At 52.1% G+C, this 24353-nt stretch carries 29 protein-coding genes and 1 pseudogene; 29 read left to right on the plus strand and 1 reads right to left on the minus strand.

Annotated features, from left to right (window positions below):
- Positions 1 to 21: 21 nt before the first annotated feature.
- Complete coding sequence (locus VH187_RS05500; RefSeq protein ID WP_329700485.1) at positions 22 to 465, minus strand: hypothetical protein; 444 nt, start codon at positions 463 to 465, stop codon at positions 22 to 24.
- Between the two features lie 664 nt (positions 466 to 1129).
- Between VH187_RS05500 and VH187_RS05505 the strand changes: the two genes are divergently transcribed.
- The 29 genes and pseudogenes from VH187_RS05505 to VH187_RS05640 all read left to right on the plus strand — a co-directional run.
- The gene (locus VH187_RS05505; protein WP_329700486.1) at positions 1130 to 1765 is read left to right on the plus strand and encodes a hypothetical protein; all 636 of its coding nucleotides are present in this window, start codon (positions 1130 to 1132) and stop codon (positions 1763 to 1765) included.
- Positions 1762 to 3303: a terminase gene (locus VH187_RS05510; protein WP_329700487.1), complete on the plus strand. Its 1542-nt coding sequence runs from the start codon at positions 1762 to 1764 to the stop codon at positions 3301 to 3303. Before VH187_RS05505 ends, VH187_RS05510 begins: the two co-directional genes overlap by 4 nt.
- A gap of 277 nt (positions 3304 to 3580) precedes the next feature.
- Positions 3581 to 3742, plus strand: a complete 162-nt coding sequence (locus VH187_RS05515; RefSeq protein ID WP_329700488.1) for a hypothetical protein — start codon at positions 3581 to 3583, stop codon at positions 3740 to 3742.
- A 165-nt stretch (positions 3743 to 3907) separates the two neighbouring features.
- Positions 3908 to 4636 (plus strand): transglycosylase SLT domain-containing protein, encoded by a 729-nt coding sequence (locus tag VH187_RS05520; RefSeq protein ID WP_329700489.1) that lies wholly within the window; start codon positions 3908 to 3910, stop codon positions 4634 to 4636.
- Positions 4629 to 5024, plus strand: coding sequence for a hypothetical protein (locus VH187_RS05525; RefSeq protein WP_329700490.1), 396 nt, complete (start codon positions 4629 to 4631; stop codon positions 5022 to 5024). Before VH187_RS05520 ends, VH187_RS05525 begins: the two co-directional genes overlap by 8 nt.
- Entirely contained in the window at positions 5024 to 6763 is a 1740-nt protein-coding gene (locus tag VH187_RS05530) for a portal protein (protein WP_329700491.1), read from the plus strand. The genes VH187_RS05525 and VH187_RS05530 overlap by 1 nt, the downstream gene beginning before the upstream one ends.
- 95 nt (positions 6764 to 6858) lie before the next feature.
- Positions 6859 to 7029, plus strand: a pseudogene (locus VH187_RS23555) (Bbp19 family protein); the annotation flags it as partial.
- Positions 7030 to 7048: 19 nt separating this feature from the next.
- Positions 7049 to 7780, plus strand: coding sequence for a hypothetical protein (locus VH187_RS05535; RefSeq protein ID WP_329700492.1), 732 nt, complete (start codon positions 7049 to 7051; stop codon positions 7778 to 7780).
- Positions 7781 to 7868: 88 nt separating this feature from the next.
- On the plus strand, positions 7869 to 8912 hold the full coding sequence (locus tag VH187_RS05540) for a major capsid protein (protein ID WP_329700493.1): 1044 nt from the start codon (positions 7869 to 7871) through the stop codon (positions 8910 to 8912).
- A 15-nt stretch (positions 8913 to 8927) separates the two neighbouring features.
- Positions 8928 to 9488 carry a Bbp16 family capsid cement protein gene (locus VH187_RS05545; RefSeq protein WP_329700494.1) on the plus strand — a complete coding sequence of 187 codons (561 nt, stop codon included), beginning with the start codon at positions 8928 to 8930 and terminating at the stop codon, positions 9486 to 9488.
- The gene (locus tag VH187_RS05550) at positions 9488 to 9970 is read left to right on the plus strand and encodes a hypothetical protein (protein WP_329700495.1); all 483 of its coding nucleotides are present in this window, start codon (positions 9488 to 9490) and stop codon (positions 9968 to 9970) included. The genes VH187_RS05545 and VH187_RS05550 overlap by 1 nt, the downstream gene beginning before the upstream one ends.
- A 401-nt stretch (positions 9971 to 10371) precedes the next feature.
- Positions 10372 to 10620, plus strand: a complete 249-nt coding sequence (locus VH187_RS05555; RefSeq protein WP_329700496.1) for a hypothetical protein — start codon at positions 10372 to 10374, stop codon at positions 10618 to 10620.
- 4 nt (positions 10621 to 10624) lie between these two features.
- Entirely contained in the window at positions 10625 to 11161 is a 537-nt protein-coding gene (locus tag VH187_RS05560) for a hypothetical protein (RefSeq protein ID WP_329700497.1), read from the plus strand.
- Positions 11162 to 11163: 2 nt separating this feature from the next.
- Positions 11164 to 11742 carry a hypothetical protein gene (locus tag VH187_RS05565; RefSeq protein WP_329700498.1) on the plus strand — a complete coding sequence of 193 codons (579 nt, stop codon included), beginning with the start codon at positions 11164 to 11166 and terminating at the stop codon, positions 11740 to 11742.
- A 44-nt stretch (positions 11743 to 11786) separates the two neighbouring features.
- On the plus strand, positions 11787 to 13610 hold the full coding sequence (locus tag VH187_RS05570) for a hypothetical protein (RefSeq protein ID WP_329700499.1): 1824 nt from the start codon (positions 11787 to 11789) through the stop codon (positions 13608 to 13610).
- Between the two features lie 7 nt (positions 13611 to 13617).
- Positions 13618 to 14760 carry a hypothetical protein gene (locus tag VH187_RS05575; RefSeq protein WP_329700500.1) on the plus strand — a complete coding sequence of 381 codons (1143 nt, stop codon included), beginning with the start codon at positions 13618 to 13620 and terminating at the stop codon, positions 14758 to 14760.
- A gap of 14 nt (positions 14761 to 14774) precedes the next feature.
- Positions 14775 to 15107, plus strand: a complete 333-nt coding sequence (locus tag VH187_RS05580) for a hypothetical protein (RefSeq protein ID WP_329700501.1) — start codon at positions 14775 to 14777, stop codon at positions 15105 to 15107.
- Positions 15108 to 15115: 8 nt separating this feature from the next.
- Positions 15116 to 15295 (plus strand): hypothetical protein, encoded by a 180-nt coding sequence (locus VH187_RS05585; protein ID WP_329700502.1) that lies wholly within the window; start codon positions 15116 to 15118, stop codon positions 15293 to 15295.
- Entirely contained in the window at positions 15279 to 15848 is a 570-nt protein-coding gene (locus tag VH187_RS05590) for a hypothetical protein (RefSeq protein WP_329700503.1), read from the plus strand. The genes VH187_RS05585 and VH187_RS05590 overlap by 17 nt, the downstream gene beginning before the upstream one ends.
- A gap of 142 nt (positions 15849 to 15990) precedes the next feature.
- Positions 15991 to 17493, plus strand: coding sequence for a hypothetical protein (locus VH187_RS05595; RefSeq protein WP_329700504.1), 1503 nt, complete (start codon positions 15991 to 15993; stop codon positions 17491 to 17493).
- Positions 17490 to 18434, plus strand: a complete 945-nt coding sequence (locus VH187_RS05600; RefSeq protein WP_329700505.1) for a hypothetical protein — start codon at positions 17490 to 17492, stop codon at positions 18432 to 18434. The genes VH187_RS05595 and VH187_RS05600 overlap by 4 nt, the downstream gene beginning before the upstream one ends.
- Positions 18435 to 18443: 9 nt before the next feature.
- A complete protein-coding gene (locus VH187_RS05605; protein ID WP_329700506.1) occupies positions 18444 to 18599 on the plus strand; it encodes a hypothetical protein in 156 nt (51 codons plus the stop codon).
- Positions 18596 to 18883 (plus strand): hypothetical protein, encoded by a 288-nt coding sequence (locus VH187_RS05610; RefSeq protein WP_329700507.1) that lies wholly within the window; start codon positions 18596 to 18598, stop codon positions 18881 to 18883. The genes VH187_RS05605 and VH187_RS05610 overlap by 4 nt, the downstream gene beginning before the upstream one ends.
- A gap of 211 nt (positions 18884 to 19094) precedes the next feature.
- A complete protein-coding gene (locus VH187_RS05615; protein WP_329700508.1) occupies positions 19095 to 19295 on the plus strand; it encodes a hypothetical protein in 201 nt (66 codons plus the stop codon).
- Between the two features lie 271 nt (positions 19296 to 19566).
- Positions 19567 to 19803, plus strand: a complete 237-nt coding sequence (locus VH187_RS05620; protein ID WP_329700509.1) for an Acb2/Tad1 domain-containing protein — start codon at positions 19567 to 19569, stop codon at positions 19801 to 19803.
- On the plus strand, positions 19800 to 20612 hold the full coding sequence (locus tag VH187_RS05625; protein ID WP_329700510.1) for a phage connector family protein: 813 nt from the start codon (positions 19800 to 19802) through the stop codon (positions 20610 to 20612). Before VH187_RS05620 ends, VH187_RS05625 begins: the two co-directional genes overlap by 4 nt.
- A gap of 1 nt (position 20613) precedes the next feature.
- Complete coding sequence (locus VH187_RS05630) at positions 20614 to 23259, plus strand: phage tail protein (RefSeq protein ID WP_329700511.1); 2646 nt, start codon at positions 20614 to 20616, stop codon at positions 23257 to 23259.
- Positions 23256 to 23702, plus strand: coding sequence for a hypothetical protein (locus VH187_RS05635; protein ID WP_329700512.1), 447 nt, complete (start codon positions 23256 to 23258; stop codon positions 23700 to 23702). The genes VH187_RS05630 and VH187_RS05635 overlap by 4 nt, the downstream gene beginning before the upstream one ends.
- Positions 23702 to 24353, plus strand: a 652-nt coding sequence (locus VH187_RS05640; RefSeq protein ID WP_329700513.1) for a hypothetical protein, incomplete at its 3' end; no start/stop codon positions are given. The genes VH187_RS05635 and VH187_RS05640, both read left to right, overlap by 1 nt.

A 24353-nucleotide genomic window follows, 5' to 3' on the forward strand; every position in this document is an offset into this window, starting at 1 on the left:
CCCCGTCCCGTTTCGGCCTGGTTACGCCACTTCGAGGCTGTCGAGGTCGAGGTCTTTGGAAACCTCAAGTTCTTGCCGCGCGATGTCCACCAGTTCCGGGTGCTTCGCGAGGTATGCCCGCGCGAAGGCGTCTTTCTTGGTGAACGACTTGAGATCGGCTTTCGGATTCTGCCGCTTCCAAGCCGCCACAACCGTCGCCCGTGCCTTCGTGAGGGCAAGGCCTTCGGCCGTGCGAGGCGCACCAACACGCGCTGCGCGGATGTCACCCTCATAGAAACGCGCGAGGATGCCCTCAACATGGGCGTACATTTCGTCCGCGTCGGACTCGTCCGCCTTGAACGACGCGATGGAGTCGTTCAAGCGCTGGCGCCAGCCATACTCGGCGATGTACGCTTTGACGTGCGCTGGCACGCGGCTCTCGTCGACGTTGATCGCGCGGTCACACTTCTTGATAAGGACTTCCATAGTGGTCTCCCATTGTTTCGGCGGGTTTGCCGATGACGCGAGAATGGCTCTGTTCGAGCCGATTGTCAATCACGCTCCGCGTAAATTCGGCGTAAATTCGTACGAAATAAAATTGCTGAGCCTGTTGCAATTATGCCACAGCTCGGTAATGACCCTGGGGTTACGGTGACGTCCCGTCATGGGACGCCATGTACTGATAAGCCTAACACTGGGGGGACCGTTCTCAGTTTTTCCAGCTGGTGACTGAAAAAAAAAAAAAAATCTCATTACTCTTCTCTCTCTTTCGAGCGGCCAGCTGACGATACATCGTGGTAATCCCACGCGGTACCTACTACCGCACTGCACCATGAGAATGACAATGCGCAAAAACTGGATATGAGTCGATCGCGTCCCATGAGAGTCGTCGACCGTAACATCAGGGCAACTACTGAGCGTATACGCGTGGCCAAGCGCTGACTACGCTTCGTGGCCTCGCGGCAGCGAGGCTGAGGCCCCAGAGACGCTCGAGGCCCCACCGGGGGCCAAAACTCGGGCTCGGCCCCCAACATACACCCCTCCAAAGTTTTGCCGCTCGAATCCGCAAGGTACCTCTTAGGTACCCCAAACGGCGTTTATTACATCCATCTGTAACTATCGGCTTGACAACACCGCGACGCGGTGTAGAATGCTGGCCATCGATCGGGTGATCGATGTGAAGCAGCTGGATTTTACGAAGCTCGACCAGGAACTGCTCGACATCGACGCGGGCAAGGCTCGGCTCATCCCCCTGCAACCACTCCAGCGGATTCGCGATAGCCATCATTGGCTTGCCCGCGCTATCGCGATGGGGAAGCGACATTTCGAGGTGGCAGCCGAAACCGGCTATTCGATCAGCCGAATCTCGATCCTCCTGGCCGACCCGACCTTCCAGAACCTAGTACAGATGTATCGGCGCGAATTTGCCGAGCAGGACATCGAAGGGCATATGGATGCTCGACAGATGCTCCAGCAGAACTTTGTCAAGTCGCTCCGCTTGCAAAGCGACCTCCTCGACGATTATGCTGATGCGCACGAGGCAGGCGAGAAGCTCCCCGCCGGTGTTATTCTCGATAACGTCGTGAATCTCGCAGATCGACTTGGCCACGGCAAAACCCAGACGAACGTCAATGTGGATGCCAACGGCCTGGCCGATCGCATCGAGGCAGCGCGACGCGCTTATCTTCGCAGCTTGGGCGATTCAGCTGATCCCGCCACCCGGAAGCCCTCCCATGCTTCCGCCTCGGCTGGATCGCCCGCCCTCCTACCGGAGGGTGACAAGTGAGAGAACCTCTGGATTTTGATAAGCTGGTCGCTTTCGTGCACGACCCTGCTGACTTCGTTCAGTTCTGTTTCCCTTGGGGCCAGGGGGAACTCGAGGGAATGACCGGCCCAACCGAGTGGCAGTTGCGCGTGCTGCATCACATAAGTGCCAAACTGAAGGAAGGGTATCGACCAGGCAACGTGATCAACGAAGCCATGATACGAATCGCACGAAGTTCTGGCCATGGAATCGGCAAGTCAACGTGTGTCGCGTGGATCATCCTCTGGGCATTGGCAACGTTTCCAGATACGCGCGGTGTAGTCACCGCGAACACGAAAACCCAGCTCGAGACAAAGACGCGAGCTGAGCTTGCCAAGTGGCACCGATTGTTCTTTGGCAGTCATCTGTTTAGAATGACTGCCACTTCTATTATGTCCAGTGATCCTACCCACGAGATGACATGGCGATTGGACTTCATCCCGTGGTCCGAGAACAACCCAGAGGCGTTCGCCGGCCTCCACAACAAAGGCAAACGCCTGCTCGTCATCTTCGACGAGGCGAGCTACATCAGCGATAGCATCTGGGAAACCACCGAAGGCGCCCTCACGGATATCGATACAGAAATTCTGTGGTGTGTCTTTGGGAATCCAACTCGCAGCGTGGGTCGATTCAGGGATTGTTTCGGGCGTTTCGCCCAAGTGTGGAATACAGAAACGATCGACGCTCGAGAAGTGCCATTCAACACTAACGCGAAGCTCCATCAAGAATGGATAACTCTCTATGGCGAGGATTCCGATTTCGTGCGCGTGCGCGTGCGAGGAGTGTTCCCGCGAACTGGCGAGATGGAGTTCATTTCCTCGGAAGTTGTCGAGGCCGCCTGTCTCGCAGAAGCCTATTCCACTCCTAACGATCCCCTAGTGATAGGAGTTGATGTTGCGCGATACGGAGCAAACGAATCAGTCATCTGGTTTCGTAAAGGCCGGGATGCTCGTACCATTCCGCCTGTGCGACTTAGAGGCATCTCTACAGTGGACCTCGCCGGAAAAGTCTCAGAAGCCTTCTACCGATACAGAGTCGACGGCATCTTCGTTGATGGTGGAGGCGTTGGCGGCGGCGTTGTTGATCAGCTTAGGGCTCTGCATATTCACGTCTTCGACATAAATTTCGGCTCAAAACCGCAAGGTATGGGCTGGGCCACTGGCAACGAAGGCGAGCGTTATGCGAACAAACGCGCGGAAATGTGGGGCGCAATGCGGGCTTGGTTATCCCACGGAGCCATTCCTTCGGATGCTGATCTTAAAACGCAGCTTGTTGGCCCGACGTATACCTATACTGTCAAGAACGAAATCCAGCTCGAAAAGAAAGAAGATATGATGCACCGGGGCATCGATTCTCCGGACCTCGCAGACGCACTTGCATTGACCTTCGCTATGCCTGTCGCCCCGCATCAGGGAAGGAGCGATGGTCCGGAGAAGCCTTTGGTCGAATCGGAGTATAACCCATTCGATCCCAAGTTCATGATGGATGGCGTCGCCGACGAGCGGAGGAACGCTGCATGAGTTTCCTTGGTCATCTCTTCAGTGGTGGCGGAGCGCCTCCGTTGGGTTCTCCCGCCAACCCAATTCTTCCAGTCCCGCCGGCTGTTGCTGCTCCGGCCCCGCTCGCACCTCCAACTCCGCCACCGGCGCCTACCGCAGCGCAAGCTCCACAGAGCTTCGCCCCACAGGCGACTCCAGCGCAATCGCGGCAGGCGAGCATCAACGCAGGCGTTCCAACGTTCCTTGGAGCAGCCGCCGGTCCTGGTCAAATAGCGAAATCGAAACTGGGATAGCGCTCATGGCAAACGTCGGATTGATCCTGTTGTGCTTCGCCTTTGTGTTCGCCGTAATCGCAGCGTGCATCATGACCGCGCAGGGCCGTTGGCACTTCGGCTGGGCGGCGATCGCGTTCTGGATCGCGAGCGAGCTGATCGGTGGCCTAGGGAGGGTTTTCCATTGAGCAGGGATACAAGCTTCGAGAACCTGTATAGCCACATGAGCTACCACGATGTCAAAGGGTGGCTGATTAAAGGTGCGAAGCACGAGGATGCTCAGACGATCCTAGCCGCCTTGGCTAGGATCTCCAGCCGCCGCTTGCGGAAGGGATTGGCGAAGGTTTTAGCTGATGCCTGACGATGACTACATCGCGCAGAATGCTGGTCGCACAGATATCCCCGAAAGCTGGCTGCGAAAGATAATGGCTGTGGAATCAGGCGGAAATCCTAACGCACAAACGGGCTCTTATCATGGGCTCTTTCAGCTATCGCATTCAGAGTTCCGCGCAGGTGGTGGTACAGGCGACATCTACGATCCACAACAAAACACGAGGGCTGCAGCAAACAAGATAGCTCAGGAGAAGCAGACATTCGAGCGGAAGCACGGTCGACCTGCCACGCTGCCAGACATCTACATGATCCATCAACAGGGCGCCGCTGGGTATGATGCTCATCTGGCCAATCCAGATGCGCCAGCTTGGCAGAACGAGCAAAGGGCCAGCGGCAAATCAGCGAGTTGGGCCAAAACTGCAATTTGGGGCAATATGACACCAGCGATGAAGGCCAAATACGGCTCGGTCGAGAATGTGACCTCTGGAGATTTTACTGGCGACTGGAGTCGGAAAGTCGAGGGCCAGGCGCCTTCTACAGCGATGACGCGAAGTCGTGCTAGGCACGAGGCTATACCAACCGAGGCCGGAACCGCACCAGAAGGCGCACCTGCACCGAAACCCGTGCCCGAACTTGATATCTCGACGGGTCCGGATGTTGAGCCGGTTGAGATTCGGCCGGTTGCGCGATTCAGAATGAGGAAAAGTCCGTATTTGGCTTCCATCCCATCAGGAGGTAACGGTGCCTGAGCAATTTCAATATCCGGAAAACGGCTGGTCCACCGGTACGATGCGCAAGAACGGTGATGTGCAGCGAGCTATGGAGCTGGGCGCGGATATCCAGAGGCGCCGGTTCGGTGGAACCGATGGCCTTGGGCCTGGCGAGGAGTTACATCATAACCTCAATAATCTTCCAGAGGATTGGCAGCAGATCAACCGGCACCCCGATGGTGGTTTCATTGTTAAGCGAGGCGCCGAAAAGACGTCAATGAAGCCAGGAGACCTTCGGTCAGTCACTGATCCGGGAAATAAGTATAAAGGCCTCAAAACTCAAGAAATGTATATGCAAGGCGGTATAAGCGATGAGGCTGTTGGTAAGCAGATGGAGGAAATGAGGAAGAAAGGGAAGCAAATTTAATGCCCGCTAATTACGTCAGCGATGAAGACCTTGCCTACCACCGCCATGTGAATGAGCGGCTGCTAGGCCTGCGTGTCAATCGCTATAGCTGGTGGGTCCACGCTCGCGAACTAGCCGACTTCCTTCTTCCACGTAGGTATAAATGGCTCATTACTCCAAACCAGATGACCCGTGGTTCTCCGATCAATCAGCACATATTAGACTCTACTGGGACTCTTGCGGCCAGGAACTTAGCGTCCGGGATGATGTCAGGTATCTCCTCTCCGACCAGACCCTGGTTCAGATTGAAGATTGGCCGGATCGATTCTACTCAGACGAGCCCGACATCTTTGTGGCTCTCAGAGTGCGAACGTCTGATGATGCTCGTGTTCCAGGAATCCAATTTCTACAATTCCGTAGCGATTGTATATTTCGATCTGGTTATCTTTGGGACAGCAGTGATGCTCATATACGAGGATTTCGATAATGTTATTCACTGCTATAATCCTTGCTTCGGCGAGTTTTATCTCGATAACGACGGCAAATACAACCCAACGATCTTCTTTCGTGAATTCACAATGACCATCGATCAAGTGGTCAATCAGTTTGGTTACGAGAATTCCTCCACTCAGGTCCAGCGTCTCTATGACGAGGGCAAGGCTGGTCTAACTCGCGAGATCATCGTAGCTCACGGGATCGAGCCGAACGATGATGCCCGGAGGTTTGGCGTTCCAGATCACTTCGCCTTCCGAGAGTGTTATTGGGAATGGGGCGGCTCGACCTCGCCGCAGGGCGGTATTAGCTATGCTCCCGGCTTCTTGCGTAAGCGGGGCTTCCATGAAAATCCTTGTATTGCTGTTCGTTGGGACCTTGTCTCTAACGATGCATACGGACGATCTCCCGGAATGGATGCTTTGCCAGATATCAAACAACTCCAACAGGAAGTTAGACGCAAAGCTCAAGCAATCGATAAAACTGTTAACCCACCGATGGTTGCTGATATACAACTTAAGAACCAACCCGCATCCTTGCTTCCTGGTGGAACCACTTATGTAGCGGGAATGATGCAGGCCAACAATGCAGGATTCGCACCAGCCTACGGCAACTGGAAGCCCGGAATCGCCGAGATTTCAGAGGATCTTAATGAGATTCGTGAGAGGATTCGTAGGACATTTTATAATGATCTTTTCCAGGTCATCTCTCAGTTCGAAACTCGTTCTAACGTCTCCGCCACCGAAATTGATGCACGGCGTTCTGAAGCGCTTGTCATGATCGGGCCGGTGCTAGAAAGGATCGAATATGAACTCCTCAGCCCAGCAATCGAGCGAGTCTTTGGGATCATGGCTCGATCCGGAGTCCTGCCCCAACCTCCACCAGATATTCAAGGAGCAAATATCAATATCGAATACGTCTCAATGCTCTCCCAAGCTCAGCAGGCAGCAGCCACCTCAGGAATTGAGCGGACCTTACAACTGGCAGGCGGCCTCGTCGGAGTTGATCCCTCCGTCATGGACAACCTTGATACTGACTTTACTCTCCAGAAATATTCCAACTTAATGAACAACGACCCCAAGATGATCCGCTCGCCGGAAGCCCTTGCGCAAAGACGTCAGCAGCGCCAGCAGCAAGCCGCACAGCAGCAGCAGGATATGATGGCAGAGCGAGCCGCCAAGCTCGCGGGAGGTGCGAAGACACTGAGTGAAACTGATGTCGGTGGTGGCCGCAACGCCTTGCAGGCAATGATGGGAGCACCTGGATAATGGCCTATGATGCAGGAAATCGGAAAGACGTTCGAGCAGCGGAGAAACAAGCGAAACTGGAGGAGCAGCAGCGTCGTGAAGTCGTTGGTGGTATTATGTCAGTTGCTCCCGGACGTAAGTGGGTTTGTGAACTGCTCGAACACTGCCACATCTTTTCTACCAGCTACTCCGATGTGGCGCACCGAATGGCCTTTATGGAAGGTCAACGTGAGGTTGGAATCAGGCTGCTTGCTGACGTCATGGCATCCTGCCCCAGTGAATACATGGAGATGATGGAGGAAAGAAATGCCCGACAATCAACCATCGACCGAAGGTCAGATCGAAAGGACCCCGACCGGCCAGATAGCGGACAAGGGCCAGACGACGGCTCCGATGGCGACGACACCGCAGACCTCGACGACGACGGAAACTCTGGCTACTACCCCGGCCAGCACGTCAGATACGACTGAAAAGTCCCTAGTCAACCAGGCCCAAGAAAAGTCACTCGCTAATCAGCAGCCTCCCGCAGGCGCTCCGGAATCTTACGAGCCATTTACCGTCCCGGAAGGTTATACCTTAGATGAAGAGACTATCAAGGAAGCTGGCGCTATATTCAAAGAATATGGTCTCAATCAGACCCAAGCTCAGAAATTGGTTGACTTTCATGTCAAGCAATCCAACGAAGCCTTTAACGCTCCATACCAAGCTTGGAATGATATGCAAGCGCAGTGGATCAAACAAGTTAAGTCCGATCCGTTTCTTGGCCCGAGGCTCAATCAGGTGACTAGCGCGATTAGCAAAGCGATCGACTTGGCTTCGGCCGGCAATCCAAAGCTTGCAGAGGGCTTTCGTCAGGTGATGGATTCTACTGGTGTGGGAAATCACCCGGACTTCATCAAGCTATTCTACGAGATGGCCTCGCGACTCACCGAAGGCGGCCATGTCGCAGGCAAAGGGCCGTCTCCGGCCGGTCAGCGTCGAGAAGGCGCGATGCCCTCCGCTGCCCAAGCGATGTACCCGAATTTACCGTCTGGATAGTCCAGCCTCAGAGAGGATGAACCGCAAAGGCGCAGATGGACTCAACTCAGATAGTTGAAAGGAGATAACTCGAATTTAGGAGCCTGACATGGCTACCATTGGGGCAACTGCCCTAACCTACGCTGACTGGGCCAAGCGGATGGATGATGGCTATCACGTCGCCGTCATCATTGAGCTTCTGTCCCAGACCAACGAAATACTTGATGACATGCTGGTAGTGGAAGGCAACCTTCCGACGGGCCACAAGACCACTGTGCGCACCGGCCTTCCGCAGGCAACGTGGCGGCTGTTGAACCAGGGCGTGCCCAACGCCAAGTCAACAACCGCTCAGATCGTCGATACCTGCGGAAACCTTGAGACTTACGCAGTTATCGACAAAGATGTGGCTGATCTGAACGGCAACACTGCGGACTTCCGGCTCTCCGAAGTCAAAGCATTCCTTGAGGGAATGTCTCAGCAAGTGGCCGCCACGTTGATCTACGGGAACCAGTTCATCAACCCGGAACGCTTTACCGGATTGGCACCTCGCTACAGCACGCTTAACCAAGCTAACTCCCAGACGGCGGCCAACGTTCTTGATGGCGGCGGTACAGCTTCCACCAATACGTCCCTCTGGATCGTCGTCTGGGGGCCCGACACCTGGCACGCCACCTTCCCCAAGGGAAAAGTGACTGGCCTTCAACACAGGGACATGGGCGAGTGGCCTGTGCAAGATGCAAGTGGTAACACGTTCCAAGCCTACCGAGACCACTTCAAGTGGGAAATCGGGCTCGTTGCCAGAGATTGGCGTTACGCTGTCCGTATCTCCAATATTGACGTTACACAACTCACGGGTGTTAACGCAGCAAACCTCATCAACCTACTCGTTCGAGGTCTCTACCGTCTACCGACAGCGCCAGCTGGCGCGACGACGATTCAGACCTCAGACACCCCTGAGGTCCGGGCGAATATGGGTCGTACCGTCATCTATGCCAACCGTGTCATCCGAACCTACCTCGACCTCCAAGCCATGAACAAGACGAACGTTCTGTTGCGGATCGAGGAGTTCGATGGCAAGCCTGTCACCACGTTCAGGTCTATCCCTGTTCGGACCTGTGATGCGATCCTGAACAACGAGGCCCGAGTGGTCTAGAAAGGAGATTCGGCTATGATCCTCGACAATTTTCTAATGTTCACTGGCACCAGCAACGGCACGTCCTCTGGCATCGCATCTGGTGCCAACACGGACAAGCCAACGACTGGTGCTCAGACCAGCACCAACATCATCGACCTACACATGCTGGGTATCCCTGTCCTTGCATCAGGTCAGGGTGCAAGGGACATCGGCATCGGTGATGATCCTGCAATGAAGCTCTTGGTTCTGGTTACCGCTACCTTCACAGGCGGGACCAGCCTTCAAGTAGCCTTGCAGGGTTCACCGGATAACGGCTCGGGAGCCCCGTTGGGCTTCGTGACCTGGTGGCTCTCGCCAGTATACGCCGAAGCTACTCTTGTCGCAGGCGCTCGCCTGTACGACATGGATATGCCTCGGCCTCCAGCCGGTGTTGTAGAGCCAAGGTTCCTTCAGATGCTCTTCACTTCTGCTGGAACCCATGGAGCCGGTCTGATCGAAGCCTGTATCGTGCTCGATCGTCACGACCAGTTCTACAACGCAACCGCAAATAACATCCTTGGCGGCTATCCGCCTGGGGTGATTGTAGCGAACTGATGCGGAATGTTAAGGGCTGGTTGGTTGGGGCAGCGCTTGTTGCCCTAGCCACCGCTGTGATAGCCCAACCAGTCGCACAGAACAACGTTAGCGGCAACGAATGCTGGAATGCCGGGCAAGGACCGGGTGGTCCGAGTTCGTTCCTCTGCATCAATCTAGTCCGCAACGGGACGGCAATGGCCCTGATCACCGGCTCCGGGGCCGCCACAACGATCGCCACGCAGCAGCAGCAGGTGTTGATGTGGAATGGTGCCGCTCCGACAACTTGGACAGTCACCCTTCCAAATCCAGCATTTGACGGAGAGCTTCTGACGCTAGGAACTAACACCACGCTGACTACAATGGTTACGGCCCAAACTACAAACACCCCGCAGGTACAAGTGGCGTTGTCTCCAGCCTACTCGGCTCAGACTCTCACAGCTGGCACATCGGTGATGTGGCAGTTCAACTTCGCTAGCTTAACGTGGTTCAGAGTCCGATGAAAAAGCTCCTATTCGCACTCGGGCTATTGCTGGCTTTCCCTGTCGAGCCAGCGGTAGCCCAACTTGCCCAGTGTGGCCGAATCGTAAATGGTGCCAGTGCCGCAGCAACAACGCTACTCGTCAGTGGAGGACCAACCTTCCGAGTCCATCTGTGTGGATGGGACATAACCTCTACGGCAGCTGCCACTTTCCAGCTAGTAGAAGGAGGCGGCGCTACTTGCGGCACTAACACGGTGAATATCACGGCCGCTCATACTCTGACCGCACAAAGTGTGCTCTCCAGCTCTAGTGCCCTGCCAGGTCGATACTCGCTTGTCGGCGGCAATAACCTTTGCATGGTGATCACCGGCACCGGGCCGGTTCAGTGGACAGTATACTATACCCAGTTCTAGGAGGCTCAAATGGCAAGATTCGGTTCAACCCAAGCCTTTCAGGTCAACAATAAGAAATACAAGGCCGGGCAGACGTATGCCGACACCACCGGAAACGCACTTGCTGGCGATGTAGTGTGGGCAACGGTCGGCACATCAGCAGGTATGTCTCCTGGCCTTGTGCCTTTAGACGCTGGTGCAACCACCATAATGAATGCCTCGAGATTCGCCAGCACTCCATCCTATCGGATCGACGGCGTTAACAGTATAGACGGGTGATGTTATGGCTAGATGGACACTAAAGGACGCTCACTATCTCAGTGTCCCCGGGACTGAGTGGGAGTATCAAGAGACCGACCGCGAGACGGGCCGGCGGCTTCGCAAAGTCTTCGAGGTCCCACTCTATCTCAATCCAAAGAACGAGGAAGATTGGAACTATCGATCGGAGCAAGTCATAATTGTTAGCAATAAGGAAGATCCGCAATATCCTCGAGATATTGTGTTTACTGGCGATCCGACGCCAGATATGGAACCGATTGATGAGGAGGCCAAGAAAATCTCGCAAGATTATGTCGATAGAGGTATGTGGAAGCATCCAATCGAATCCCTGAATATGACCTACTCCCAGAGTATTCTCAGTGAACTAGAGCAGGCTATGGTTAAGGGCGTCGTAGATAAGATTCAAGTCCAAGCCCCTAATGTCTCGGCCGGCGCTGTCACTAAGAAGCAATTCGACGAGCTGCAGGCTACGGTTAAGCAGCTAATGGAACAGAATGCCAAGCTTCAAGCGCAGCAGCTAGAGCCTAAGTCAAAGGTCTGATAGTGATTACCATCACTCACAGCTTCGTAGACACTGTTCCTGACGGGCCTGATCCGACGGTCGTCAGGCCGTCGAACTGGAATGCTGTCCATGCTATTGTTGGCAATATAAACCTGGCGTTGGATGTTGTTGGGATACTACCCTCGACTAATGGCGGCACGAGCAATGGATTTACTCAGTTTAGTGGCCCGACGACATCCACCAGAATCTTTACCTTGCCTAATTCATCTCAATCGATTGCTTGTCTTGATCTTCAAGGTCAATTAGTTTCTGGCGGAGCAACTGTCAATTCCTCAAATCTTGGCACGCAGAGCAGCGGAACATTAACACCAGACTGCGGACGCTGCCCACTTCAATACGTCACCAACAACGGTGCTTTTACGCTGGCGGCTCCGGCCGCAGATGGTTCGATGATGCTGCTCGTCACAAATGGTGCCACTGCCGGAACGATCAGCTTCACCGGTTTTAGTATTCCAACTAGCCCAGGAGATGCACTAGACACTACTAACGGACACAAATTCACGTTCACGATCTGGCGCATCAATGCCATAGCGGGTTTCAGGATAGCGGCACATCAGTGATGTTTTTCTCTCCTACCACAATACCAAATTTTAAGCACGCTGTAGTGCCAGCGGTGCTGCCTTTGATTACTAGCAGAGTCACTATGTTGCGGCCTGGACAGACGATTTGGAATAATGTCGGCGGCACAGCTTGGTCTCCAACATGGTCAATCCCTGATGTTGTTAATCCTGCTTTCTATGGCAAGGATTGGGACGTAGGATTAAACCCAAATTCATATGGTATTATATTTAGCGGTTCAACTCCTGTGACGACTGCGACGGTGAGTTTTGGTGCTACAAGCACAGCGCCGGATGGTACTTTGACAGCGGTGAAACTTATAGAGGCGGCCAATAACAATCAGCACTATATCACCGCGGGATATTTTACCCTCGAAAATCTTACGACATACGCGTTGCGCCTTGGTATAGTTGTTCAAGTGGCTGGAAGAACACGTATCGCTATTTTAGCAAATGATTCTGATCAAGAGTCCGCCAACTCGGTAGTCGGTCCTGTTCTGCCTTCGGCTAATCCTGGCGGTGTCGAAGCTGTCTTCGATCTAGCGGGCGGACAGGTAGCCGTGGTCAGTACAGCATTCGGTACAGGTTGGCTTGTTGCGGGTCCGGCAACAATAGCTCCATTAGCGGGTAGCCCTGGTTGGTACTTTTGCACAGTAGACTTTGTTAAGCCGAATCAGAACGCTACTGGTCGTGGTATAGTTAAGTGTGTTATTAAACTTGATAATGGTTCTGGCACTGCCGCCAAGAGCGACTCTTATCTTGGTGATGGAACGTCAGGAGTTCTCATATGGCGGACATGCTTGCTGCCGCCTACCGCATGGGGATTCAACAATCAGGTTTTCTTCGAGGACTTTTTGGACACAAGTGGAATCGATATGAACAATACTCGTGCTCCTGGGTTCAACATCTACGTCAACAATTTCTGGCCTGGGATTGCCGGACCGAATCCAACTTTGGCTGCTAACATAGTGGTATCAGGCTCGAAGATTTCATTCCTCAATAACATTGGTACCAATGGTTATTTATGCTCGGCAGCGTATGCGAAGGACTGCGCGCAGTTCAATGGCAATCTGAATGCTGGCGTTTTGACTGTTAATGCCTCTGGCCCAGGTATGCCACAAGTGTTTGGTAAGGTCACCACCGGCCAACACATAACCGCCTCCAATGTACCAAATGCAACCACTCAAGTCACTGGACAGCTAAGCGGGATTATTGGCGGAGCTGGGACCTATTCAGTAACTGGAACGCAGGTTCTCACCAATACTATAATGTGGAGTTATGCAGCATTTGGCTACAGCACCGCCAATTATGTGGGTAGGGTTTGGCAACCGCCGGCTTATTTCGAGATCAACGGACAATTTGATGCGCATGACCACAATACTGTGCCTTCGGTGTTCTGGGCATTTGCTATGGAAGGGATGCTAGTTCCCGATCCCAATGCTGCATTCCCGCCAGGCGTAAATGCCTTGGAGCATGATTACGTCGAGAACATAGTCAATGATATGGTTCCAGGCGATGCACTTATTGATTGGCACCAAAGCACCACAGAATACGCCGGATCAGGCCCATATATCTTCCCTATGATAGGTGGCAACTCGAATAATGGCCCTGTGCCGATAGACTTCAGCCTATTCCATACCTACGGCACCATTTGGATACCGATTACCGGTTCGACTGAAGCAACATCTGGGCTGATAGTCAAATTCTTTGATGGTTGTCTTGCAAGGGCATTCTCCTACGGGCCAGCTGTCAATGTGCCTGTTCTAGCTGTCCCCGCCGATGCTTTTAACGAAGACACGACGCAGCACTGGCCATTCTTCTTTGGCGGCGGCACGGCACAATGGGATTGGATCAGGATAATCACTCCATGAGGCTCACATGCTCACGATAACCCACACCTTTGTAAGCACTCTGGGCGATGGCTCTGATGCAACTCTTGTGAAGCCAAGCAACTGGAATGCGACCCATACCATCGCTGGAAACATCAGCCTTGTCACAGATGTTAGTGGCAACCTTCCAGTTGCAAATCTCAATTCTGGAGCTGGTGCATCGTCTTCGACATTCTGGAGAGGCGACGGTACCTGGGCAGCACCAGCTGCGAGCAGCACTGTGTTGACAGTCGGCACTACGACTGTCGTTGGTGGCACAAGCGGGAACTTCTTCTACAATAATGCCGGTATTTTTCAAGAGCGAACACCAGCCCAGGCAACAGCTGTTCTGAATCTAGCAACATCAGGTTTGCAAGGCCTGGTTCCAGCTTCTGGTGGTGGCACTGCTAACTTTTTGCGCGCTGATTTGACATGGGCTGCGCCTGCTAGTGGTGGTGCACCTGGCGGCACGAGTGGGCAAGTTCAGTGGAATAACACTAGTGCTTTTGCTGGCATGTCGGGGACGAGCTGGGACGATGCTAATCGTGCGCTGACGCTGACTGGAGCAACGGTAACGACCTCGCACCCGATTCTTAGTTTATCACAGACTTGGAATGCTGCCGGCGTTTCATTTACTGGAATGTTGTTGAATATTATTAATACCGCGAGTGCAGCTGCGTCTAGGATATTAGATTTTCAGGTCAATGGTAATACTTTTCTTAACGCTAATGCTGATGGAACCGTTGTTGTAACCCAGACTGCTGCCAATCTTACCGCTAGCGCATTTAGGGTTTTTGGCCCGAGTAGTAATTTGGCCTTTAATGTCAATTTCCAGGGGATATGCACTGGGTCCGCGTATGTAACGACTGCGCCTCTCGTAAAGACAACAGCTTATACTCATGCGATAGGTGATGAATTTCTGATCTTCAATGGAGGTGCTTCGATCACGCTTACGCTGCTAGCTCCATCGTTGTTCCCAGGAATGAAACTCTGGGTGAAGACCATCGCAGCCTTTACTGTTGTGAGTGCATCATCCAATGTCGTCCCACGTGTTGGCGGCTCTGCCGGTACGGCGATCCTCGCAGCTGTAGCAGGCACTTGGGCAGAACTCGTGTCCGATGGCACGAATTGGGTCATCATGGCAGGCAACTAATAGGAGAAAGACCAATGGGAACTGTCACAGTCACATCATCCGGCTTTGCTGCTCTGCCGAGCACAGCGCCTACTCACTGGTCGGCCAACATAACCTGGCCCGCTGGCGGTTCAATCAACGGCACGAAGAGTTTCACCATCAGTGACGCTGACATACAGCAGATGATGTCTTGGATCGCTCAAACCTATAACGCTGTGTTAGTGGGTAATAGTCCACCGCCAGTTACGGTTTTGGCCGTTCAGATTTTTGTTGCTTGGTTCGATGGATTTATGCGGACAACAACAGCTGGTGTGCAGCAGCAGCAGACCTTACCTCCGCAAGTCCCGCCGCCAATCACAATTGCGTAGGAGAGAACATGATGTTCACATTCACGTTCACGGAACAAATGATCAAGGATATCGGTGCTTGCTTGGAGAATGCTCCATATCGGATTGCTGCGCCTATTCTGCTCGAGATACAAAAGCAGATCAACGCCCAGCAGCAGCAGCCATCATCAGGCAATAGTAAGGAAGCTCAATGTGTCCTTCCAAGCTAATGCCTTTCAAATCAACGCCTTTCAGCAAGTGGGTGGTGCTGTGACTGGTCCTGCCTTTGTAGATACAGCATTTCAGAATAATTCCTTTCAGGTTATTGGATTGCCGCCCGCAGTGCCAGCTGGCAGCAATACCAGAAACCTCGATTTGGATATGAGTGGTAGCTCTTGGCACAAATCTAAAGTTTATCTTGGCCCATCGCTTGGATGGAAGGAAGTCCAAGTCAAACCAACCACCTTAGTCACATCTCTGGGGACGTACTTCGTTACTCCAGGGGATTCGATCATTCTTGTCAATGCCGTAGGTGGGGTCACAATTCAGCTTCCTGATGTCGTGCAGTGGGTTCAAGAAATAGCCTATCAGCCAGCTACAGGATTCGAGCGTGCTATCTGGATCAAAGACCTCGGGGGTAATGCTGCCGCAAGTAACATAATTGTGGCACCATTTGGGGCTCAGACCATAGATTTGCTGGTTCAGAGCTTCATAATGGTGCAGAATCGTCAGTTACTTCGCTTGTATCCACTGAATGATCTGACGGGGTGGTACAGTGGTTAAACGCCTTCCGCTCATAGCTCTGCTTTTGGCCTCGTCCGCCGCTCTTGCGCAGGATATCACTAACCACGCCGTTCCAGTTGGTGGCGGCCCTGGCGTTGTTGGTTGGAGAACGGTTGGTCCTTGCTCTGCTGGACAAACGCTTGTGTGGCCGACCATAGGACAAGATCCAGTTTGTGGTAGCGGTGGTGGAGGTGGTGGAGGTGATACTCTAACTGTTGGCACTACTGTCGTTCTTGGTGGTATTGTCAATGGCCCACTCTTTGCCAATTCCGGGCTTTTAGGGGAGATGACCAGTGCGGATGCGACAGCGTTTATCGACGTCTTTACTTCAAGCCTACCTGGCGCTGTCCCTGCTTCTGGCGGTGGTGTTACTAATTTCCTTCGTGCTGACGGAACCTGGGCAACACCACCAGGCGGTGGTGGTTCTGGATCGATAACTATCAATTCTGGTACAGGCGTCGGCCTTACTGCGCCGGGTACGATCCCGCTTGGTGGAACAGGTGTAATAGGAGCTATAACCGATGTCCCAAGATTCGCTGGAATTAACGTCCCGATCATTAAGCCTAATACAGATTCAACAACAGCTGTTCAAATTACAAATGCTGCTGGAACAAATCAGGTTGTCCGTGTTGATACAACAAATAACAGAGTCGGAATTAACAAAACTCCAGGAGCATTTGACTTCGATGTCAATGGAGCTTTCAACACTGGTGGAGTCCTTACATTTGGAACTCTTAGTTCGGCAAGCCTCGGAACCAGCCCATCAACTATTACTGGGCTTGTAGCCAATAATACGCCTAACAACACCAACGACTATATTCTTTATTTCTCCGCCGCTGATAATGCGATCCGCAAATGCCAGATTGGTGTCTGCTCGACCTCGGGTGTTGCAGGTGTTGCTTCACTCAATGGTATTACAGGTCCAGCAAGCGTTCTTGCGGGCGCAGGTCTAACCGCAACTGTTGCTGCCCCTAACGTCACCGTTGCCCTTAGTGCTGCCCGGCAAACTCTTCCAAATGTCCAAGCCTTTACCTTTGGCACCAACGCTACTTACACAACTCCAGCTGGCGCTCTTTGGATCAGAATCAAGATTTGGGGCGGTGGTGGTGGAGGAGGTGGTGGTGGTCTTACTCAAGGTAATGGCTCGAATGGCCTTCCATCTTGCCTAAATACCTCTTCCCCGGCTTGCACGACTCCAGTTCTGTCTGCTGGCGGCGGCAATGGTGGAACTGTGATCAGCGGTTTTGGTGGCACAGGTGGCACAGTGACTGGCAGCGGGACTTGCAATGAGCTTGCTGTAACTGGTGGAAGCGGCGGTCCTTCATCGATCAATGTGAACAACGGTGCCGCAGGTGGTGATTCTCCTGTTCTAGGTGGCGGAGGCCGGAATTCATTCGCAAGTATAGGACAAGCCGCTATATCCAATACTGGTGGCGGTGGCCAAGGTGGCGGATGGTCTACTGTTAATTCACAAACTGGGCCCGGTGGCGGCTCTGGAGCTTACTGCGAGACCATAATTAATAGCCCAGTTGCTACCTACACCTACACCGTCGGCACTGGCGGCGGTGGTGGAACCGGCTCTGACTTCGCTGGCGGCAATGGTGCAGTTGGCAGAATCATCTTTGAGGCGCACTTCGGATCATGACTGTATCAGCCATAAATGTCTCAATCACATATCAGGGCGATGGCGTTACTACGCTATTTGCCTTTCCATTTCCTGTTATTAATCCAACAGATATCATTATCTTCATAAGCACTGGCACCGATGTAATACTGGGTAATCCAGCCACATACCAAGTTTTTCTTAATCCTCCAGTAGCTCCTAATCCAACTCCCGTCGGCGGATCAGTCTTATATCCAGTGGTTGGTGGTGGCGTTCCGGTACCCGTCGGACAAACTATAACAATATATAGGCAGCAGACTACAGTTCAGGAGACTTCGTTTGCTAATCAAAGTGTTTTATACCAGACTGTTATAGAACAGACCTTCGATTTTGTAACAATGCTGACTCAACAGCTCCAAGAGGTAACAGATAGGTGCATACAAGGCAGTCCGATTGATCCGGCTATGGCACAGCTTCCTCCGGCTGCTGTTAGGGCAAATATGTTTCTAGCATTTGATTCTATGGGCAACCCAATGCCCGCTGCCGGGGTTGTCCTCGGGAATGTTGTTATTTCCCCAGCTATGGTTCCGGTCGTTACGGCTGCAACTGTTCAAGTAGCCGCAACTGCTCTGGGCATTGGAACACCAGCTTTCGGCCTACAATTCGGAGTTTCTGCTCCCGGCAACCTGGATCAAAATATACAACTTGTTCACGTCGCCACCGATACTATTCTCGATACATTTGATCACATGTCCAGGATTATTTGCGATGTTACTCTTAATATCACTCTTCCAAAGGTTTCGACGCTGTGGAATGGTTGGGGAGTTTGGATAAACAGTAGAAGTCATGTAGTCAATGTTATTCCAGATGCTGGAGACTCGATCGATCCGTTGGCTATGGGTGAGGCGCTTGTCATGGAAGCCGCTGGTGGCGACACAACTATATTCATCCAAACAGACGGAGGCGGCGTGTGGTTCTTTTAGGAGGCGGACATGCCTAGCACATCACGTAAGCAAGCAATCGCAATGATGCTTGCCGCAAAGGGTAAAGGCAACATCGGAATTCCTCCATCTGTTGGAAAGGAGTTTCATGCGGCTGACAAAAAGACTGGAATGCTGAAGAAGAAGAAGAAAGGCAACGATAAATGACCAATCCATTGGGAACGGCTGACCCGTTGAGTCCTGTGGAGATGCTTGAGGACGGCGACATCGATCTTATGGTCCCGCCGAGGATCATGCGGCTGGCTCAGCATCTCCACAACCTTATTTATATTCGAGCCTTCTACGAAAGTATTGGTCAGCAGCCACCGGAGTGGACCAAAAGGGAAATGGGTCGAGCAGAGAAAGTTCTGTTAAGCGAACTTGACCGCGAACACAGTCAAGGTGGTGCTTTTAGGAAAGGAGACTCATATGAGACAAGGAAGAGCGGATAAGAGCGGCCGGGAGAGTTGGAAGGCCGAGCCCAAAGGGAAAGCTGGAAATCTGGAGGGCGTTGATCAACAAGGCCGGGCCCTGGCTTTCAAGCACAGGCCCATCTTTGACGGTCCTGGCTATAACCCAACTACTACTAGCCGACCGGCTCTCGGCCCCGGCGGTGGCCGTGAAATTCATCCGAGTGGTTCACAAGGCAAACACAAGTAGGAGATGATGATGGATGTGAAGCTGGTAAGTGATCTTCTTAATGTGGCTGATCTGTCGAGAGATTATCCAAGTCTGAAGGCCATCTTTGATGAAGCTCAAATCGAGCTCGCCAAAGTTGCTAAGGAGATCGAGGATGAGAAAGCCTCAGAACATAATAAAGCTTCGAAGGAAGCTCCGAAGGCGCAACATAGAGGAGAGAAGTGATGGCAAGAGACATTCTGAGTGAATACGGGCAGGAGGCCCACAAGCCGCAAGCGCCTCGCGCTGGCAGCGGTGGAATTACTAGAGCTAGGGATGTGATGAACTACAGCCCGCCGCAAGGGCCGACTAACATTCATGATCCAGCAAGCCCTGGCCTTCATGGCGGGAATCATGGTATGGCTCACAAGCCAGTGCCCGATGCTGATGATTGTCGTGGGATACCGCCAGGGCATGGTCACACTATTCACAAGAGCGGATCGCAGCGAGGATGACCGTGGACCAGCGAGAAATGACCTATGGCGAGAAAGCTGTAGGTCTGACCTTCAACCCGAGTGGTGATCCGGTAGTCAACGATATGAAACGGGACTACGCAAAGATCATTGACGAGTTGAACAACCTTCGGGATGCAAGCAGCAACGAAGAGCAAAGACGCTTGTTCTCTGTTGCCATCACCGAAGCCCAAAGTGCCCAGATGTGGGCAGTTAAAGCTAGAACTTGGAAGCTCGAATGACAGCAGAAGTTGACATCGCCAATCGAGCGCTATCTGCGATCGGCACGCGGTCTCAGATAGCATCCCTCGATGAGGGCTCCAACGAGAGCATTCAATGCAACCTCTTGTTGGAGCCTCTTCGAGATGAAGTGCTGCGCCTTGCGCCGTGGAACTGCGCGAAGAATGTGCGCAATCTCGATTTGATTTGCGCAGCCCCAGGCACGCCCGAAAATCCAAATCCTGGCGATACGCAATGGCATCGAGGGATTCCTCCGCCGCCTTGGAGTTACGAATATGCCTATCCCTCCGATTGCATACGAGCAATATATATCGTACCTCAGTTTAGTACGGGATTTGCTAGTGGAGTGCCAATTACAACTGCTGTCACAGGAGGAGCGCCAGCGTTCTGGAATGGACCTCCCGTCAGATTCCACGTTGGAATCGATCAGATCGGCGCTGGCGGAAGGCCTCAAGACGGAGGACTTGATCAGAGAGTTATACTCACAAATCAACAACAAGCTATTCTCTGCTACATTAGAAGAGTTGTCAACCCGGATGTGTGGGATGATCAATTCCAGCAGGCTCTTGTTGCAGCGCTTGGAGCAAGACTTGCAATCGCACTCACAGGTGACAAGGGCCTCGCTCAACTGAAAACGCAGGAGGCTAACCAATTCATAATGCTCGCTCGCCAGGGCGACGGGAACGAGGGCTTAACGATCAACGACGTGACTCCTGACTGGATACGAACTCGAGGCATCAGTTATCAGGCTTGGGAGTTCTCGCCAAACATCATGTTCGACTGGGGTCCAGCACTAACAATGTACTACTGAAATGTCTGACAATGTCATCCAGGCATCATTTGCATCTGGCGAATTGTCCCCAAGCCTCTTCGCAAGGGTTGACATCACGAAATACCATTCTGGCGCGGCTAGAATGCGGAATTTCTTCGTTGATTATCGATCTGGCGCGAGTACGAGAGCTGGGACGGAGTTTATTCGTCCATGTGCTGGCGGGCCCGGTCGTGATGTAAGGCTAGTTAGATTTCAGCAATCTGTTAATGTTACTTATGCTTTGGAATTCGGCGATCATTACCTGAGATTTATAACTCTTGGCGGATCTGTTGTAGAGGGGGCTATTGGAGTCACAAACGTCGTTAGAGGCCTCACTACGCATATAGCCTTTGATGGCAATTACAATGCTGGTGATCTTATATTTATTTCCGAAATAGGTATTAGAGAAATGAATAATAGATATGTTACAGTCGGTTCTCCTGCTACGAATACTTTCTTTGCTCTCGATCCATTTACTGGCCAAGACATCGACTCGACTGCGTACGATCCATGGAATCCGGCGGCTGGGGCAGGTATAGTTCAAAGAGTTTACACTATAGCCACTCCTTGGGATTTCACTATGTTGCCACTACTGAAGTTCTCTCAAAGAGCTTCGCAATTAAATATAACCTCTCCATTTACTCCACCATACATCTTAACTCTTATCTCAGCCACTAATTGGACTCTGTTACCAGCCGTGTTTGGCGCAACGGTTAATCCGCCTACTGTAGTCAATCTTGGTGCATCAGCTAGCGGGCCGGCATCCTATAAATATACCGTAACATCTGTAGATGGTAATGGCCAAGAATCTGGACCCGCGCCGCAAAATCATCTTGAGCCAGTTTTGGATTTAAGAACTACTAGTGGATCGATCACGATAGTTTGGGATGCGGTGCCTGGTGCTGATTCTTACAATGTTTATGGCGCAATACCCTCGTTGTCTGGCGATCCTGTGCCAGCAGATACTCAATTTGGATTTATTGGTATAACGCAAGCTCCAGGGGTTACGTTTGTCGATTCTAACATTGCGCCTGATTTCGCTACATCTCCACCGATACCTAACGATCCATTTGTTGGCGTCTTCGCAAATCCTCAGGTCTCGGCTTTCTTCCAGCAGCGGCTTGTATATGCTAATTTTGGCGGGAATAACACGGACGAATTTATTATGAGTAAGCCCGGAGCATTCTACAACTTTGACTTTTCTAATCCATCTCAAGCCACCGATGAAGTCGATGCTCGACTGGTTAGCCTTGAAGTTAATGAGATTAAGAGCATGATCCCAATGCCTGTTGGCCTTATCATGATGACCACGAAAGGGGCCTGGCAAGTAAGTGGTGGAGCGGGCGGTGTAGCTACGCAGGGAGGCCCGATAACGCCAACTACTGTGACAGCCACTGCCCAAGCTTATGTTGGAGCTAATGACGTCCCGCCTATTCTTATCAACTACGATATATTGTATGTTCAACAGAAAGGCTCTATAGTTCGTGATCTAGCTTATAATATTTATGCCAATATCTTCACGGGCAATGACATTTCTGTAATGTCGAGCCACCTATTTTACGGTCACCAAATTATTGAATGGGCTTATGCGGAGGAGCCGTTTAAGATTGTTTGGGCAGTTAGGGATGATGGAGCTTTGCTTTCGCTGACTGTGGTTAAAGAGCAAGATATGTATGGTTGGGCCAAACATGATACTTTGGGAAACTTTAAGTCCATCTGCACAGTTACTGAAGGCACAGTTGACGCTACCTATGTAGTAGTGGATAGACCAAGACCGGATGGAACCTTTATAAAGATGATAGAACGCATAGCAGAGAGAACATTTCAATTTGGTGCAGAGGATGCTTGGTGTGTAGATGCTGGGGCTACGTCTGGCCATTTTACTCCGACATCAGATCTAAACATTATCATAGGACCGAGGGGCAATTTTGTTGGTGCAGAGGTTTCTTTTAGCGCTGCCTCTCCAGCTACCTTCGGGCCTGAAATGGTTGGATGGGTTATTAGAGCTGCTGGTGGCAAGGCAACCGTCATTTCATTTGCGAGTGATAGTGCTGTGCTTGGTAGGATAACCCTTCCATTCACTGATCTGTTGCAAGATGATGTAAATCCAAGGGGCCGGCCGAATTTAGTCCTTAACGGATTCTGGGCTATTGATCAACCGAGTGATACAATATTTGGTCTATCCCATCTTGAAGGTCAAACGGTATCTGTATTGGCCGATGGTGGTGTTATTAGAGGATTGACTGTACAGAATACGGCTGTAGTCCTTCCAGCGCCAGTCACTCACGTCACTGTCGGTCTCGGCTTCCAAGCTCAGCTCCAGACAATGTATCTTGATCTTGGACAAGAAGCCAACACCATTCAAGGAAAGCGGAAGAAGGTCAATGCTTTAACAGTGCGGGTTAAGGATTCTCGCGGCCTCAAGGCGGGAAGGACGTTCAGTACGCTGGTTCCGATTAAAGAGCTTAATCGTACAACTCTTATAGATCAGAATATTCCGCTAATTACTGCAGATGAACGCATTATTATGGACCCGCTGTGGGACGTTCCTGGACAGATTTGCCTTCAGGTCGATGATCCGCTGCCTTGTACGGTGCTTGGCGTCGTGCCCGAAATCACTGTGGGAGATACAGGGAGCGGCAAATGAAAGTAGAAATTAAACGAGCCAATCTCATCGATGTGGCTGCTGTCGTGGCGCGAAGTAACATCAAAGATCAACCAACCGCAGAACGCGATCTCAAGAGGTTTCTCGCGCTTAGCTTCGAGTCTTGGGCGGGGCTAATCGATGACGAGGTTGCCGCCGTCTGGGGTTTGATAGCACCAACGATCCTGAGCGATCGAGCTTATCTATGGCTGGTGACTACGGATTTGGCTGGTAAGCACCCATTTATATTGGTGAGACATTCGCAGATGGTTGTTCAAGATATACTCAAAATGTTTAAAGTTATAGAGGGTCATGTCATCGAGGGCGAAGCCCGAAGTATTCGCTGGTTGAAATGGTTAGGCTTTCGTATGGAAGCGCCTCATTTAGGCTTTCGTGTGGCGACGCCTCGTGATGGTCTTATTAGGTTTCATCTCAGGAGGACCTGATGACTGATCCAGTTGCAGCGACGCTTGGCATCATTTCGCTTGGATCGAGTATTGCTGGAGCGCAGGAAGCTCAAAAAGCCATACCGATCCAGCAGCAAGGCGCTGAGCTTCAAGCTCATGGCGCGCTAGTTCAGGCGCAGGGCGCGGCGCTGGAGGCCCAAGCGCAAGCTAACATGCATACTTATCGAGCCGCCGTGGCTCAGCTCAATAAGCAGTTTACTGATTCAAATGCAGCCTATGCCACCGCAGTTGGTGATGTTAAAGCTCAACAGCGGGGTATGGCCGCTCGAGAACAATTAGGACTGACTACAGTAGCGCAAGCGGCTAGTGGTTTGTCTGTTTCTGGTCCCTCAGCGACTCGTGTTCGCGAGAGTGAGATCAATCTTGCAGATTTCGATGAGGCTACAATTAGATCGGATGCCGCCCGGCAAGCTTATGGCTACAAAATTCAGGGATTGAATTATCAAGCCGAATCTGACCTTGAGACGGCTTCGGCTCAAAACGCTATAACCGCCGGACAGTATCGTGTGGCTGGTTACGACACCGAGGCGGCTGGCTATAAATTGCAAGAAGAAGCCATTGGCATTTCGGGACAAGCTTCGCTCCTCGGTAGCGCGGGTTCGATCTCGAAGAGTGCTCTTGGATTCTATA

The sequence above is a fragment of the Scandinavium sp. genome, from assembly GCF_036271055.1.
GTDB lineage: Bacteria > Pseudomonadota > Gammaproteobacteria > Enterobacterales > Enterobacteriaceae > Scandinavium.